We start from the raw sequence: 16,025 nt of genomic DNA, 5'->3' as shown, positions 1-16,025 counted from the left end.
CCTCCTTCACGACCGGCGCGCAACATCGACGAGGCGATGACGCTGCATCAGCTTCGACAGGATCTCCGCACCCTCATCCGTCACCGGCACGAAAAAACGCAGCTTCCAGTTGATCATCTCGGAAAACAGGCCGATCGACCGCAGCCAGTCGCGCATGCCATCGGTAAAGCCAGTCAGTTCGACGCGGTACTCGTTCATCACCCGCACGCGGCGGAGCGTCATGTCACCGGCAAGACCGATGATCGAGGATCCGTCGACCAGCGCCGTCCAGGCTTGGTCGCCGCTCAATACTTCCGTCTGATCGATCCCGAAGTTGCGGCAAAGGCCGGCCAGCCTGTCCGGAGCGATGACACGGCCAACGATCCGTTCGCCATCATCGGTCTGCAGACGCCGTACCCGGCAAAAGTCCTGCGGCAGCAATTTCCAGATCGGCAGCAACAACCCGCTGACCATATGCACTATCGATGCCGAGAATTTCGGCACGGCGGCGACTTCGGTATTCCAGGCGAGGACGAAAGCCTGTTCGTCAACCTCCTCCCAACTCGTCTCTTCGAGCTGCCGGACTTCGAAGCGGAGCTCGTCCATCGGCCGGAGCAGCGACACGCGTGGCTGGACCGAACCGTCGTCCAGCATGATCGCGCGGGTCGGCACCATGACCGCTGGCCTACCCGACTTGCCGTTGACCATCAGCTTCGCGCGCGGATCCTGGCTCACGAGGGTCTGCACGTCCTTGAGCTGCATCGGTGCATTGCGATCCCTGCGCTCAATGGTGAAGAGGTGCGATTGCGCTCCGGTGACCGGATGGGTGTAGATCAGCCGGCGGTCGGTGACCTTCATGCTGTCGGCGGAGATCGTCTCCATGCCCTTGTCATAGATGCCGGCGGCGATAGCCCCCTCGATGCGGGCGGCCAGCAGCTGCTCGAAGGCCTCGAACAGCAGGTTCTGCATAGCGATGGTCAGTGCCAGCATGCGGTTGAGGAAGGTCTGGATCGGTGGCAACTCATTCTTCAATCCGCCCTCTTCTGAAGTCAGCGACAGGCCGGTGATGCTCTCAAACTTATCCAGCGAGCAGCCTTCGATCCTGCCCGCATGCAGCAGGCCGTAGAACTGCCGCAGCGCGTCGCGGGCATATTGCGATTCGAGATTGTCCTCGGATCGGAACATCCCCTGCCCGCCGGTCTGGCGCTGGCCGCGGGTGATGGCGCCGAGCGTGTCGAGACGCCGGGCAATGGTCGAGAGAAAACGCCGTTCGGCCTTGACGTTGGTGGCGATCATCCGGAACCGGGGCGGCTGCTTCTGATTGGTGCGATGGCTGCGCCCTAGGCCCTGGATCGCCACGTCGGCGCGCCAGCCGGCTTCCAGAAGGTTGTGAAGACGCACGCGCTGATTCTTGGCGGCGAGATCGGCGTGGTACGATCTGCCGGTTCCGCCGGCGTCGCTGAAGACGAGAATGCCTTTTTCGTCGTCCATGAAGGCGCGGGCCTCATCGAGATTGGCGCTGCCCGGCCGGTTCTGCACGGCATAGCGGGCAATGGAGCTGTTGTCCTCGCGGCGGACGATGCGGCGCGAGCGGCCGGTGATCTCGGCGACCTGGCTCGTTCCGAAGTGCTGGACGATCTGGTCGAGCGCCGTCGGGATCGCCGGCAGGCTACCCAAGGTTTCGACCAGTTCGTCGCGCCGACGCTCGGCCTCCCGGCAGATCACCGGGTTGCCGTCCGCATCATGAACAGGCCGGGAGCTGAGATTGCCCTCGGCGTCGGAGAATTCCTCGAAGAGCTGCACCGGGAAGGAGTGTAACAGGTAGTCGATCACATATTCCCGCGGCGTGACGTCGACCTGCAGATCGCCCCATTCCTCGGTGGGGATCTGTGCCAGTCGGCGCTCGGTCAAAGCCGCGCCCGTCGAGACGAGCTGGACGATCGCAGCGTGACCCTCTTTCAGATCTGCAGCGGTCGCTTTGAGAAGGGCCGGCGTCTTCATCGAGATCAGAAGATGATTGAAGAAGCGCTGCTTCGAGCTCTCGAAGGCCGAACGTGCGGCCGCCTTGGCTTGTCTGTTCAACGTCCCGGTTTTGCCGGTTATACCGGACGCCTCCATTGCAGCATCCAGGTGATTGTGGATCACCTGGAAGGCCTCGGCGTAGGCATCGTAGATCCTGACTTGCTCCTCGGTCAGCTCGTGCTCGAGGATCTCGTATTCTACGCCTTCGAAGGAGAGCGAACGCGATGTGTAGAGACCCATTGCTTTGAGGTCGCGGGCCAGTACTTCCATCGCCGCAACACCGCCATCCTCGATAGCCGCGATGAACTCGGAGCGTGTGGGAAAAGGAAAGTCGCTGCTGCCCCAGAGACCGAGCCGTTCAGCATAGGCAAGGGATTCCACATCAGTTGCGCCGGTCGCCGAAACATAGACGATACGGGCGTCCGGAAGTGCACGTTGCAGGCGAAGCCCGGCCCTGCCCTGCTGCGACGCCGCCTTGTCGCCGCGCTCCGTCTTGCCGCCGGCGGCGTTGGCCATGGCGTGGCCTTCATCGAAGACGATGACGCCGTCAAAATCACTCCGGAGCCAGTGGACGATCTGCTGCACGCGCGATCGCTTGCCCTCGCGCTCATCGCTGCGCAGCGTCGCAAAGGTGGTGAAGAGGATGCCTTCCTCCAGCTTGATCGGCTTGCCCTGTCGGAAACGCGACAGCGGCGTCACGAGCAGCTTTTCTTGGCCCAACGCGCTCCAGTCGCGCTGCGCGTCCTCGATCAGCTTGTCTGACTTGGAAATCCAGACATGGCGACGGCGGCCTTTGAGCCAGTTGTCGAGAATGATGCCGGCAGCCTGGCGGCCCTTGCCCGCGCCCGTGCCATCACCGAGAAACCAGCCGCGGCGGAAGCGGACGGCATGTTCTGCATCGGATCCGACGACCTTGGGATTGTCGAAGGAGCCATCCACTGTCCAATGGCCGGCGAGATAGCCGGAATGGGCTTCGCCGGCATAAATGACGCTATCGAGCTGGGCATCCGAGAGATCGCCGCTGGTGACGATGCGCTTCGGCAGATGCGGGCGATAGCTCGGCTTCGGCGGTGCGACCGAGGCCATCGCAACGGATTCGACCAGCGTGTCAGGATGAGGTTTTGCGTCGGGAATGTGGATCGACTGCAGCCGGTAGGTCTCGTAGATGCCGTCGGCAGCGTTTGCCTCATCCTTCGGCCGAGCGTCCCGCAGCTCGTAGGAGAGTTCGATGATCTCGTCATCGACGGGTATCGGACGGACCGTTGCTGCAGGCTGCGCCTGTCCTCCGACCGCGGGGCGATGCGTCGGGCCGGCAACCGCTGCTGGACGCATCGTGTCCGCGCGCAGGCTACCGTTGGAGAGCGCACCGATGGAGTTCGACGCCGCCGCAGGCGCGCGGGGCGGAAGGCCGGTGATCCAGGTGAGGAGTGTTTCGAGATCGTGCGCGGTACCCTTCGACGTCACCAGCTTCGAAGGATCGCCCGCCGGGATCTTGTCGATCACGATCAGGCGCGTTTCCATCGTCGTTCCATGACGGGCGTAGATGCTCCCGTCGATCGCCGCGGTGAACAGGACCGTACCCTTCTCCTGCAGCCGCACGAAAACGTCCCGCCATGCGGGATTGTCGGGAGAGAGGCTCGCGCCGGTGATCGCGACAAGTCGGCCACCGGGAGCAAGCCGCGCGAATGCGGAGGCCAGATGCCGCCAGGCGGCACCAGCCACGCGACCTTCGACGTGAACGCCGGCTGAGAAAGGGGGATTCATCAACACCACGGTTGGGCGAATGGGACGATCGAGGTAATCGTCGATATGCGCGGCATCGTGCTGCGATACCGGAACGCCGGGGAAAAGCCGCTGCAGCAGCGGGTGCCGGACCATCGCGTATTCGTTGAGCGTCAGGTGTGCACCCGCGAGTTCTGCAAAGATCGCCATTATGCCGGTCCCAGCCGACGGCTCGAGCACCACGTCAGCGGCTATGATGCCGGCAGCGCGACATGCGACGTAGGCAAGCGGGATGGGGGTCGAGAATTGCTGCAGTGCCTGGCTCTCCTCGGATCGGCGTGTATGGGTCGGCACGAGGTTTGCCACTTTCGTCAGCATCGCGAGCGTCGCCTGGGGCGACTGGGTACCGGATACGATCGCGCGGAATTTGCGGAGGAACAGGACCTGGGCGATCTCGGTCGCCTCATAGGCCTCCTTCCAGAGCCAGACGCCCTCGGCGTCGCTGCCGCCGAGGGTTTCGATCATGATCTGTTGCAGGTCAGCTGTGGTGACGACTTTCCCTTGCTCCAGAAGCGACGTGATCCGGCCGGCAGCATCTATAAGTGCTTTAGCGCCGGTTTTGGTATCGGGACGTGAAGAGGTGGAATCGGTTTGAGGATGCGAGATGATATTCATCGAAGGATGCTCCAAGAGTGAGGAAAGAACAGGGGAGCCCAGCGTCCTGCGGAAGGTCGGAGGAACGAAATCGGGCAGCCAGGGCAGGATCGGTGATCGCCGGCTTAAACCGCTGGCTGTTGTCAGTGTCTAGGTCGTCGGGCTTACAAGGAAGCCAGTCGGATCGTCGGGATCGGGCGGTAGATAGGCATCGTAAGGATTGCCGTCGGCAAGATGGCCAAACGGCGTGAAGGCGTGTTCGCCGTCACTGCGGCCGACGGCGCAAAGCACGTAACGCGGCTCGCCGGTCGCGGCGTCAAGGCATTCCATGAGAGCGAGATTGCCATTGGACGCCGCGCGCAGCAGCGTATCGAAATTCAAGCGTGCGTAATCGGGGATAGCCATTGCAGTGCTCCATGAACGGAAATGCCCGACACGGGGCCGGGCTGATGGTGATGTTGAGGCTAGTTTGATCTGTCTCGAGGCGCGTCAGGAGGCACTCTCCAGCAGCTTCTTCGCTTTGCCTTCGAGTTCCAGACGCGTCTCCTGATTGGTCTTGGTGCGCGCCAGCGCGGTGATGCCCTGCACGAAGTCGAAGACCGACTCCGGCGGCCGCCCCTCCTCCGACAGCACCATCTCGATCACCTTGCCGGTCTCGCCCTTCGAGAAGCCCCGCCGACGCAGGAAGGTCTCGCGATCGTCGTCCTTGCGCGCGACGATCTGCTCACGCGCCGCCTTGATGCCGGCGATGAACGGCGCCGGTGACGAATTGGCGAAACTGGTCAACGCAGGCGCCGCCTCATGCGCAAAGCGCTGGGCGGCGAACTTCGAATGGCGGATGGTGATCTCCTCAAAATTCTCCGTGCCCCAGAGATTGCGGTTGGCGCAGACCGCTCGCAGATAGAAGGAGGCGATGCCGAGCGTCTTCGATCCAACCTCCGAGTTCCAGGCATAGAAGCCGCGGAAGTAGAGATCCGGCTCACCGTTCGGCAGGCGTCCGGCTTCGATCGGATGGGTGTCGTCGACCAGGAACAGGAAGACGTCCCGGTCGCTGGCGTAAAGGGTGGTCGTGTCCTTGGTGATGTCGACGAAGGGATTGTGGGTCATCGTCGCCCAATCCAAGACGCCGGGTACTTTCCACATCGTGTCACCGGTCCCGTTGCCGGCGATCTTCATAACCGACGAGACCAGTTCATGATCCCAGATCCGACCGTATTCCGGTCCGGTCACTGCGCGCAGTTCCAGCCGGCCGTCATCCATCTCAAGCGTCTTGACGAGCTCGGCACGATGGTTGAGCAGGCCATGCTGCAGATTGATCGCCGCAAGCGGCGCCGGCAGTTGGCGCATATAGGTGGCGGGAGCGCCAACGAGGCTGCAAAGCTGGCCGTAGCTCCAATGCGTCGGCGCGATCGCTTGGCGCTGACCTGGAACGAGAAGCGCAAGCCGCTCCGCATTGTCGCGCGTTGCTTCGACGCGGATCGCAGCGCTTTCGATCGTTCGGGCATGGGCGCGCTCGGCGCGGGACCGGACGGTGTCGTAGAGATCGTTCAGCGACAGGAAGCGTTCATCATCGGGACGGGAAAACCATTCCGACGAAACGCGGCCGATCCGTTCGCCGCGGGAGATATCGACCTTGAAGGCGGAACGGGCGGACGGGTTGTTGGAGGTGAGAGTTGTCATAAGCTGTCTCCTTAAAAGCGGAAACCCGGCGCGATGGCCGGGCGAGGTTGAGAAGGATGCTGGGAAGAGGAATCAATCGGAAGCCAGCCGGCGGTGCGCCGACCGGATTGCCAAGAGCGCCGCCTGGAATTCGGCGCTTCCGACCACGTCCGAAAAATCCATCGTGGTGGCGACAGAGAGGCATGCAGCATGGACCTCGTCGTCGGTCACCGCCTCGGATGTTAAACCCTTAAAGCTCGGGTCGACTTCGAGCACCGCGGTGATTGCGTCGCGCACACCACCCTCCTGCAGCCTGACCAGGACGTGGGAAGGCTTTGGCGGATCGACCGGCTCTTCAGGATCCGGGTCTCCGGCGAGAATGGCTTCTCCTCGGGCGATCGCCCAGGCAGATCGAGCGAGCCAATCGAGCGACGGTGGCCGGGCCGCACGGACGTCATCGAACAGGATCTTCAACAGCCCGAGCAGGATCTCGAAATGACGCGCCCGGCGCTGGACAGGTTCGTCGAACTGCGGAGGGATCTGGAGCGGCGGACCCGCATAGGCCGCATGTGCACCGTTCCAGATGCCGGTGATATGAATTGCGCCCGAGGAATCGAAGTCCTTCTCGGCGATATCCCAGCTGTCATCTTCGATGGCAGCACGGCACGCCTCGTCCAGCGTGTCAGCTTCATAGGTGCGGTGCCGGAAGACCGGCAGGTGATAGGTGGTCTCGATGGTGAAGTCGGGCATAGGTGCCTCCTGAACGGAAAAGCCCGGCGCGATGGCCGGGCTGTTGGGAAAGAAGACCCGACCGCAAATGCGATCGGGTCAGGCTGATGTGATGCTCGTGACACTATTCGGCGGCAGCGAGATGCTCGCCGTCGATCCCCCTCTCCGTATCGCCGGTGTCGTCGTCCGACGTTTCCGGCTCATCGAGCAGGAAGACCGGCAGGTCGGGGAGTTTCGAGGCGGTCTCGCCCTCATCGGACCCGACGGAGGCATCATCGGCGACAGCGTCACTTTCGCTGATGCCATCCACGACCGTCATGCGAAGCGGTTCCGGCAACCAGCCGCAGCCTGTGATCAGCCGCTCGGCCTCGCGGGCCATGTAGGTCTTTTTGAGATGGGCGATCAGCTCCGCCGCCTGGTCACCCTTGGCTTCTCGGACCGCCTGCAGGATGCGGGCCTTCGTGACGCGGCCGAGATAGTTGTCGGCGGTCGGCGTCCAACCGGCTTCCACCATGTCGAAGCCGATCGAGCGGGCCAGCTGATCGGCATGGGCGATGGCGCGCGTCCGCTTGTTCCAGGGTTCGATCACCGCGTTGACCGAAAGCGAGGCGCAATGCGCAAACAGGGCCTGCCGGCTGACCTCGTCGAGCTTGATCAGGAAATCCCAGAGATCGTTCGGATCCTTGGGCAAATCCTGGCCCCAGCCTTCCTGCCTTTGATCGATCTCCTTCGCCCAGACCGTTTCGCCGAGACCGGGCGTCTGGCTGAAGCGGGCGCTCTGCAGCGTCACCTCCAGGCATGAATCCGAACCGTAGACGTAGAAGGTCTTTAGAACAAAGGCATGCAGGACGGCGACAAAGGCGATGACCGGGTTGTTCGCCAGTGCGTTGCGCAAAGCAGTCGTCCGGGCTGCCGTGAGATCGAGAACGAGGCGGTCGGGAAGCGGCTTGATCGTTTCGTCCTCGTCGTCCGGTTCGGTGCCTTCACCGCCGGCGCCGCCGGATACTGGTAGATCACCGCCATGATCCGCACGACCGTTGCCAACATCAGAGGTCGGATCGATCTCGGCCTTCGGTTCATCCTCCGGCCGCACGAAGCCTCGCTCGATTTTGAGCTCGCCGCTGGCGCCGAGCGACACGAAGACACCGCCGCGAGCAATATCCTGAGGATCGAAGACGAATGGCCGGTCGTTGAGCCGGTCGAGTTCGCTGCCGAGTTCCTCGAGCTTCTGTTCGGTCGTTTCCGAGTATTCGTTTGCCTCCGCATACTCTGCATCGAGCTTGTCGTATTCGGCGCGGGTGGCGTCATAGCGGGCCAGTTCATCTTCAGTCATTTCGGCCTGCTCGCCGTAGAAGCGGCGCAGGCCGGATGTGTGGCCATAGGGGAAATCGAACGCGGCTTCGACCCATTTCCAGCCTTCGCTCACCTGGATCGCCTCGGCGTCAGTCTTGAGCTTTTCCATCACAAGCTGCTCCAGCAGCGCCGGATCCTGCAGCCAGCCGCCCTGGTCCTGCTCGAACAGATCGCGCATGGTCACACCGCCTGCGGCCTCGTAGGCTTCGATGCCGACATAGACGGCGCGGCGGTCGCTGGCACGGATTGCGGTTTCGGTCAGGAGCCGACGGACGTAATAGGGCTCGCGGCTATGCGAACGCGAGATCGTGTCCCAGACCTGCTCCTGGCGAACGTGGTCGTTGGTGATTGAGAACGCCATGATCTGTTCGAGCGTCATCTCATCCTCGGCATAAAGATCGAGAAGCCGCGGTGCGACGGATGCCAGCCGAAGCCGCTGCCTGACCGTCGCGACCGAAACGAAAAAGCGCGCGGCGATCTCCTCTTCGCCAAGCCCCTGCTCGCGCAAGGTCTGGAAGGCGCGGAACTGATCGAGCGGATGAAGGCTGACGCGTTGGACGTTTTCGGCGAGCGAGTCCTCGACTTCGAGGGTTTCGCCCTTGCTGACGATGCAGGGAACACCGGCGGTCTTGGCCAACCGCTTCTGCGCGACGAGGCGCTCGAGGGCGCGATAACGGCGTCCGCCAGCCGGGATGCGGTAGACGCCGGTCTCGTTCCCATCAGCGTCGAGTTCGGGACGGACGTTGAGGCTGGTCAGCAGACCCCGGAGGGCGATGTCTTCGGCGAGATCCTCGATCGACACGCCTGCCTTGATCTTTCGGACGTTCTCTTGGCTCAACGTCAGCTTGTTGAAGGGTATGTCGCGGGCTGTACTAAGGGTGATTTTCTGAATGGCCTGGGCCATGTCGGTTTCTCCATGACGAACCGGGCGGAGCCTCTCTCCAACCCTCTCAATCCGTCACAGCTTTCCCCTTCCCTCCTCTTCCTCTATCCCCTCCCCACCATGTCCCACCGTCTCTTCGGCAAGCGAAGCCTCCCTTGCGGCCAAGACCCGGTAATGCTGCGTCAGGGATCGAAGCCCTCGGGTGAAGACTGGCACGGCCGTGCTTCAGCTTTGCCGACAGCTCGGGCCGAAGGCGATGCCAGTCAAACCGATCCGCGACGCGTTGAGCACGAGGTGCTAAAGCGAAGGGAGCGTCCAGGTGTGCAATCCGCTCCCTCAGCTCCTCCCCCGGCGTTGCGCGCGAGCGACATTGTCCACGCCCTTCCCCTGGTTCGCGTTGAATAGGACTTCATGTGCGTAAGAATACTAATTGAGTTCTTCTTTTGTTCCATTCAGCCTTCAGATTCAGGCCAATCTGAATGAGGAAAATCATCCCAACGAGCAAATTGCAGCCGATAGCGCAGAGGAGCCAAGGGACTAGCGAATTTGAGAAATTATGTGCGGTTCGGAACCGAGACCGGATAAGAATGTGTCAGTGGACGGGGATGGCGCCCTCGCCCGAGCGTTCGATCGCCAGGAGATGAACGCCAATGGGAAACCTGCAAAAATTCAGCGTCGAAACCCCGCGCCGTTGCCAGATACTGATCGATGAGCTCTGGCGTCCGAAAAGCGTGACGACGGCTCCCTCCCCCTGAAAGCGTCGTTCCTACTGGCGATCTCCACGCCGATGATCAACCTGCCGATCGAGCGGATATGGAAACCGCAGATGGGGCATACAGTCGGGCATTTGAACGACAGCGTCCCAAGCAGTCGATTGGCTGCGGCAACTCGGAAAAACATCGGCGAGCAGCCGATCTCCCAAGTGCCATTCTACCAACCTGACGCCTGGCGATACCACCATCTACCGATGCGGAACGGGCCTCCCGGACTTTCGCAAGGAGGTCTGCCTGCCGACGTGAGAGCTGCTCTCGAATTGCCAGCGGGGCTTGCTGCAGGGCTGTGCTAATGGCCGCCCTCTTCTGCAACATCCTTCGCAGCGGTCTTGCCCATGGCAGCGTGCTGTACCTCGCCGAACATGGTCGAAGCACATCTGGCGTGCCGGTCCGGGCGTTCTGCTTGGTGAGTACGAAAGGGAAGGATCAAAAGGTCGAAGCCTGCATTTACTGCGCGTGGCCATGAAGAACTGTCGCGCCTTCTTACAGCCTTGGGCAAAATGGCTCCAAAACGAACGATGACGGGCGGGCTTCACCGCCACCCGATCGGCCTCGAAAGTCCGTTTGAAACGGACAATTTTCCCTTCTTATAAAGTCTCCTTGCGCACCACTTTTAAAGATGTCATTTTTGTCCGTCATGAGCGAACAAAAACGCGATAAGTTAAAGTCAATGCTGGACGAGGTCCCGGCAGGCTTCATCGTGGATTCTGCATGGATGCGGAAAATGGAAATCCGCCGGAGTTCGACACATGACTATCTCCGCCGAGGCTGGCTCGAGCCCGTCATGCATGGCGTTTATCGGCGTCCCTCGGGGCGGGATGGTTCGGCAGAAGAACGCATCGACTGGCGCATTGCGGTCATGTCTGCACAGACGATCATGAATTACCCGTTCCATGTCGGCGGCCGCACGGCGCTCGGACTTCGCGGGCATGTGCATTACCTGGCGCTAGGGGCCGCCGAAAAAATCTTCATCTATGGCGATGCTCCCCGATGGCTCGCGAATCTCCCCACCAATGGCCTCCCCGTCCTGCGCAGCACGCGACTCTTCAAGACGGCGAATCTTGGGATCGAACCACTGGCGGCTGAACCGGACGGCAACGCCATCCTCTTTCTACAGAACTGGACGATACGCGCTTCAACGCCGGAGCGGGCCATCCTCGAAGCGCTGGACGAACTGCCGGACAACGAAAGCTTTCATAACATCGATACGATCTTCGAGGGTCTGACCAACCTGCGCCCGCGTCGTATGACCGAGCTTCTGGCCGACTGCACCAAGGTCCAGGTGAAAAGGCTTTTCTTCGTCTTTGCCGACCGCCACAAGCATGCCTGGCTCAAGCATGTCGAGCGGTCGATCATCGAACTTGGAAGCGGCGACCGTTCATTCATCAAGGGCGGTAAACTGCATCCCACATACCGTATCACCATTCCGGAAGAGTATCTTCCCGGGAAGCCGGAGGGCAACGATGGCCCGTGAACAGTATATTTTCCAGCTCGAGCTCCTCGTTCAGGCTTTGCCGATGATTGCCGACGAACCAGTTTTCGCCTTGAAGGGTGGAACCGCCATCAATCTCTTCTACAGAGATCTCCCGCGTCTCTCGGTCGATATCGACCTGACCTACCTTCCGCTCAAACCGAGGGTCGCGAGCCTGGCCGAAATCGACGAGGCCCTCGACCGGGTCGCTGGGAAGGTCGAAAGCATCAAGGGCGTCCGGACAAAGCGAATAGCTGGCGGTGGCGGCGGCGATACACGCGTCGAGGTGAGGCGGGGCCAGACCGCAATCAAGATCGAAACCTCTCCGGTCGCCCGCGGCACGGTGCACCCCGTCGAACGACGCAGGGTCAGCGAGCGGGTCGAAGATCAATTTGGTTTTGCAGAAATGCAGGTTGTCGCCTTCGAAGACCTCTTCGGCGGCAAGATGCATGCAGCGGTCGATCGCCAGCATCCGCGCGATCTCTTCGACATCAAGTTGCTTTATGAAAACGAGGGACTGACCGACCCGCTGTTTCGCACCTTCCTCGTCTACGTGGCGAGCTCCGGACGCCCGCCCCACGAGTTGCTGCAGCCCAACAGGGCAGACGTCGCACATGTCTTCAATCAAGAATTCGATGGGATGACAATCGAGAAGGTCTCGCTAGACGAATTGCTGGACGTCCGGGAGCGGTTCCTGAAGGACATCCAGGAGCGCCTTGATGACAAGGCCCGCACGTTTCTGCTGTCCCTTCACGATGGTGACCCCGACTTCGAGGTTATCGGCTTGCCGCACGCCCTCGCCTTGCCGGCGGTCCGCTGGAAGATCCTCAACCTGCAAAAACTAAGGAACGACAATCCGCCCAAACACGCCGAACAGCGCGGGGAGATCGAGCGCCTCTTCATACGATGATGCGCCTTTGGCCTATCTGCAGGATCGATGATCCGACGACTGGCTCGCTTCTCCTGCCGCCCGACGCCGCGCCTATCGGAGACTACCCCCTCGGTCTTCCTCGAAGGCCGTACTCCCAGTTGGTGATTTCGCTCCAAAATATCGAAATTCAAAAATCAAACGACTACAAGGGTTTAGCAGAGTTGGTCGCGACCAACTTTTCTACGGAGCCTTTGGAGGGGGCAAACTTCCCCGCGGTTCTCTTCGAAATGGCCCGGCCGCCCCTACCCCGCTCTCGTTTGCGCCAGGCCATTCGCCTTCAACAAGGCCATAATCATCGGCCCCAGCGAAAATTCGCCTCGCTCCGACCGTCGCGTGAGATCCCGCAAGTATCCGCCCGGAGAATTGATCATGTTTGCTCGCTCCAGGATGCCGGCAACTGCGATCGCCGCATTTTCCGGCCCCATGATCTCACACGCCTCCTGATAGGCCGACGGGCTGATCCCCAGCATCGACCGGACGACGACGGCTGCGGACATCAACTCGCGCCAGCTCCCTATCGCGCCGCCGGCCCCATAATCGATAACTTGCGGGCAGGCCTTCAACACCAAGCCGAGCGGGAATGCCTTCAACGGCTCTCGCTGGATTCCATTCGCCCCGCTCGATTTTGCCCCCTGCTCTTTTCGGGAGCTAGGTTCAAGTTCACTGAAGGATTCGGGTTTTGAATTCTGTATGTGACGCTCGGTATGGGCAGCATTGCCGCTTGGATTTTCTGCTTTTCCCTGATTTTCCAGCCGGTTGAGCACTTCCTCTTTCAGCATCTGCATTTCTTCGAGGATTGCGTTCACGTCAGCGGTCGATGGCGTGCGTGGCAGTCGGGCAATCAACCCTACATAAATGCCTTCGATCGCCTGCCAATCGCCGTCTGCCCCTTCCTCCATGGCCGCCGAAATCAGCTTGCGCACGTCGCGCCGGCAGATCGTCAGATTCTCCTTCATCCTTTTGAAGGCGGCGCGCTCCGCCACGATCTGCTGCGCGAACATGGCGAGCTCCTCCGCGCGAGACAGCAATGGCGAAAGATCGAAACCGAAGGCGTTCTCGATATCACCCGTGTGGTCTCTGCGTACGTAGCGCTTACCGTTGGCGCTATCTTTTCGAATGATCAGACCGGCCTCAACAAGCGCCGCAAGATGCCGTCGGAGGGTGGAACCCGCCATGCCATGGGCACGCAATGACAGCTGCGCGTTCGACGGAAAAACGATGAGCGATGCGTCCTGGCGCAAATCGTTTTCCGGATAGAAGCTCAGCAAGGCGTCAAGCACCGCCAAGCTGTTGGACTGAATGCCAAGCAGCGCCATTGCCGCGGAAACGTCGCGAAAGACTTTCCACTTCTCTGCCGACTTCCCCGCCTTGATCTCGGCAACAGCTTGCTGCCGTCTGACCAGGGCAAGCGAAACCGGCCGCCGCCCAAAGGGCGTCGTCACATTTCCCGTTTGCATCGTCTCTTACCTTTCAGCAGGCAAAAGAAATTTGCTCACCAAATCGGTGCCAAAGACTCTTGACGAGGATTCGAGGAAATGCGATTCTGTTCGTGCTAAAGAGACAGAAGGGCTTCCGCGACGGCAACGTTGAGGGGGCTCTTTTCTTTTGCGCGTTACGCTTCCTTCTTCTGTTTCTGTTTCGCACGGTGCGCTTCATAAAGCGCCGGCAATTGCTCGAGCACGAAGGCCGCAAAGTCCGGCGTCGCCTTCCGATCGATCATGATTTCCACCTTCGCCTTGCTCTGCTTCACCTGCGCCAGGCGCTCGCCAGCGGGGCTCGCCATGACTTCAGGGAGACCGCGTTCCAACCGGCGCGGCTTCAGATGTGCAATCAGCGCCTTGAACCGGTCGGCGGAATGAAGCACCTGTAATTCGGTGGAACGCACACGTTCGAGGACGTTGTCGGCCGAGGAAGCCTTTTCGATCAGATCGGCCAGTTCCTGCCAGCTTCTAAGGCCGATGCCGGGGGCAGGGCCGATGGCATCGATCAAGTCCACGGGAAGGGCTTCGATGATGGCGAGCATCTTGGAAAGATCGCCCTTGTCGACGGACATCGATGAGATGATCACGTCTCGAGAGAAACGTTCCTTCAGACGGGCGGCAAATCGCGCTTTCTCGATAAAGGAAAGATCCTGGCGCTCGTTATTCTCCTGGCCTTGAGCAACGACCAGTTGCTCGTCCGTAAGATCCCGGACGACCGCCTTGACCGCCAGGCCGAGTTCGGTCACCGCGCGTAAGCGGCGATGACCGAAGGCAACTTCATAGCGACCGGACGTATGAGGGTGAGGGCGCACGAGGATCGGCACCTGTTGGCCCTGTTCCTTGATAGACGCAAGCAGCCCATCGATGTCGCCCGGCATCCGGTCCTGCATGAACGAGGGATCGATGACGTTCGGATCGAGATCGATCACCGCCTGGCCCTCGGCAAGACGCCGTTCGATTTCTTCGGCTCGTTCCACGCGATCGTTCTGCTCGCGCAAAGCATTGCCGATATTGGCGGTCAGCTTTGTCGCCGGGTCACGGTCCTTGCGAGCAACGCCGAGAAGCGGCATGGTTCGGCTCTTTGCCAATTGCGGGTCGTGCGGCGAGGGCGCGGCAGGAACGGTTGCGGAAACCCCCAAAAGGTCCTTTCGGCTCATGTGGTTCTACCCCACGCTTTCTTGATCAAAGACTCGATCTCGTCATTGACGGCATTCATCGCCTCCAAGGCGCGATCGTATGTCGAACGCGTGAATTGGCCGCGCTCGACTTCGAAGAGTGTCTGGTTTGTAAGCCCGGCATCGGAGACAGCGGTCGTCTTCAACATCGGAAAATTGAGCACGTTCTCGCCGAAGATCGACCGGAGGTAACCGACCATCTGGTTTTGCGGGCCGTCGCTCGGCTCGAAGCGGGTGATGAGATACCGCATCCAGTTGAAGTTGAACCTGGCGCCAGCATTTTCGATTTCCCGCAGCAGATTTGACGTCATTGCCAGAAACTGGTTCATCGACATGACATCGAGCATCTGGGGATGCACAGTCACCAGGATCGACGTCGCGGCGGTCAGCGCAGAAAGCGTGAGATAGCCGAGCTGGGGAGGGCAGTCTATGACGACGACGTCGTAGTTGTCGGCGATGTCCTCGATGACCTGGCTGATCCGCCCGTAGAAAAGCGTATCGCCTTCTTTGCGGCTCATTAGGGCGCGCGGTGTGTCGTGCTCGAACTCCATAAGCTCAAGATTGCCGGGAATGAGATGGAGATCGGGAATGTACGTTCCCCGGACCACCTCTTCGATCGGGCGCTGTTCTTCATCGTAGCGAATGGCGCCGTAGAGCGTTTCGTTCGGACCGACATGAATTTCCGGCTGGTTGCCGAACAAGGCGGACAGGCTGGCCTGAGGATCGAGATCGATCGCGAGCACGCGATATCCCCGCATGGCAAGATACTGGGCCAGATGTGCCGACGTCGTGGTCTTGCCCGACCCACCCTTGAAATTCATCACGGAAATGACTTGCAGTTGCTCGCCATCGCGCCGGTGGGGCAGGTAGCGTCGATTTCCGCGACCCACCTGATCCATATGCTTCCGGATCTGATGGATATCCTCGATCGAAAATATACGACGGCCGCCCGCACCCGTACTGACGTTCAGTTCCGGCATGTCGGACGCGATTTGGCGAAGATAGGATTCTTTGACGCCGAGAAGCTTTGCGGCCTCCGACGGCCCAAACCCTCGGATGCCTTTCTCTGCAGACGGCGGAAAGACCTTGACATGATGCGCTTGCAATTGTCCCGACAGGGCCTCAGCATGCCGCTCCATCAAAGCGGTCAATCCTTCGATTTCCGACGCTGTCTTTACGGCGTTTTTCGCCAT

General features: G+C 60.8%; 10 protein-coding genes. 2 read left to right on the top strand and 8 right to left on the bottom strand.

What is annotated here, in order from left to right; genetic code table 11:
- Positions 1 to 6 precede the first annotated feature (6 nt).
- The 5 genes from N2A41_RS27175 to N2A41_RS27155 form a co-directional block, all read right to left on the bottom strand.
- On the bottom strand, positions 7 to 4,398 hold the full coding sequence (locus N2A41_RS27175) for a strawberry notch-like NTP hydrolase domain-containing protein (RefSeq protein ID WP_260111645.1): 4,392 nt from the start codon (positions 4,396 to 4,398) through the stop codon (positions 7 to 9).
- A 129-nt stretch (positions 4,399 to 4,527) separates the two neighbouring features.
- Positions 4,528 to 4,782, bottom strand: a complete 255-nt coding sequence (locus tag N2A41_RS27170; RefSeq protein ID WP_260111644.1) for a DUF6117 family protein — start codon at positions 4,780 to 4,782, stop codon at positions 4,528 to 4,530.
- Between the two features lie 84 nt (positions 4,783 to 4,866).
- Entirely contained in the window at positions 4,867 to 6,057 is a 1,191-nt protein-coding gene (locus tag N2A41_RS27165) for a DUF932 domain-containing protein (RefSeq protein ID WP_260111643.1), read from the bottom strand.
- A gap of 72 nt (positions 6,058 to 6,129) precedes the next feature.
- Positions 6,130 to 6,786 (bottom strand): hypothetical protein, encoded by a 657-nt coding sequence (locus N2A41_RS27160; protein ID WP_260111642.1) that lies wholly within the window; start codon positions 6,784 to 6,786, stop codon positions 6,130 to 6,132.
- A gap of 103 nt (positions 6,787 to 6,889) precedes the next feature.
- The gene (locus N2A41_RS27155; RefSeq protein WP_260111641.1) at positions 6,890 to 9,022 is read right to left on the bottom strand and encodes a ParB N-terminal domain-containing protein; all 2,133 of its coding nucleotides are present in this window, start codon (positions 9,020 to 9,022) and stop codon (positions 6,890 to 6,892) included.
- Between the two features lie 1,371 nt (positions 9,023 to 10,393).
- On the opposite strand from N2A41_RS27155, the gene N2A41_RS27150 reads away from it, so the two are divergent.
- Positions 10,394 to 11,248, top strand: coding sequence for a type IV toxin-antitoxin system AbiEi family antitoxin domain-containing protein (locus N2A41_RS27150; RefSeq protein WP_017969078.1), 855 nt, complete (start codon positions 10,394 to 10,396; stop codon positions 11,246 to 11,248).
- Entirely contained in the window at positions 11,238 to 12,155 is a 918-nt protein-coding gene (locus N2A41_RS27145) for a nucleotidyl transferase AbiEii/AbiGii toxin family protein (protein WP_017969077.1), read from the top strand. The genes N2A41_RS27150 and N2A41_RS27145 overlap by 11 nt, the downstream gene beginning before the upstream one ends.
- Before the next feature lie 263 nt (positions 12,156 to 12,418).
- On the opposite strand, the gene repC is transcribed toward N2A41_RS27145, so the two are convergent.
- The 3 genes from repC to repA form a co-directional block, all read right to left on the bottom strand.
- Positions 12,419 to 13,633 carry a plasmid replication protein RepC gene (repC, locus tag N2A41_RS27140; RefSeq protein ID WP_260111640.1) on the bottom strand — a complete coding sequence of 405 codons (1,215 nt, stop codon included), beginning with the start codon at positions 13,631 to 13,633 and terminating at the stop codon, positions 12,419 to 12,421.
- A gap of 155 nt (positions 13,634 to 13,788) precedes the next feature.
- Positions 13,789 to 14,814 (bottom strand): plasmid partitioning protein RepB, encoded by a 1,026-nt coding sequence (repB, locus tag N2A41_RS27135; RefSeq protein ID WP_026154663.1) that lies wholly within the window; start codon positions 14,812 to 14,814, stop codon positions 13,789 to 13,791.
- Positions 14,811 to 16,025, bottom strand: a complete 1,215-nt coding sequence (gene repA / locus N2A41_RS27130; RefSeq protein ID WP_017969074.1) for a plasmid partitioning protein RepA — start codon at positions 16,023 to 16,025, stop codon at positions 14,811 to 14,813. The genes repB and repA overlap by 4 nt, the downstream gene beginning before the upstream one ends.

Source organism: Rhizobium sp. SRDI969 (assembly GCF_025152725.1).
GTDB classification, from domain to species: Bacteria; Pseudomonadota; Alphaproteobacteria; order Rhizobiales; family Rhizobiaceae; genus Rhizobium; species Rhizobium leguminosarum_I.
The sequence above is the reverse complement of the archived record's forward strand: the minus strand, read 5'-3'. Positions and strand labels throughout refer to the sequence as shown.

Coding starts and splice junctions, on each gene's coding strand:
- N2A41_RS27155 (WP_260111641.1), bottom strand. CDS start 9,022: ATGGCCCAGGCCATTCAGAAAATCACCCTTAGTACAGCCCGCGACATA.
- repB (WP_026154663.1), bottom strand. CDS start 14,814: ATGAGCCGAAAGGACCTTTTGGGGGTTTCCGCAACCGTTCCTGCCGCG.
- repC (WP_260111640.1), bottom strand. CDS start 13,633: ATGCAAACGGGAAATGTGACGACGCCCTTTGGGCGGCGGCCGGTTTCG.
- N2A41_RS27145 (WP_017969077.1), top strand. CDS start 11,238: ATGGCCCGTGAACAGTATATTTTCCAGCTCGAGCTCCTCGTTCAGGCT.
- repA (WP_017969074.1), bottom strand. CDS start 16,025: ATGGCGAAAAACGCCGTAAAGACAGCGTCGGAAATCGAAGGATTGACC.
- N2A41_RS27160 (WP_260111642.1), bottom strand. CDS start 6,786: ATGCCCGACTTCACCATCGAGACCACCTATCACCTGCCGGTCTTCCGG.
- N2A41_RS27175 (WP_260111645.1), bottom strand. CDS start 4,398: ATGAATATCATCTCGCATCCTCAAACCGATTCCACCTCTTCACGTCCC.
- N2A41_RS27170 (WP_260111644.1), bottom strand. CDS start 4,782: ATGGCTATCCCCGATTACGCACGCTTGAATTTCGATACGCTGCTGCGC.
- N2A41_RS27150 (WP_017969078.1), top strand. CDS start 10,394: ATGTCATTTTTGTCCGTCATGAGCGAACAAAAACGCGATAAGTTAAAG.
- N2A41_RS27165 (WP_260111643.1), bottom strand. CDS start 6,057: ATGACAACTCTCACCTCCAACAACCCGTCCGCCCGTTCCGCCTTCAAG.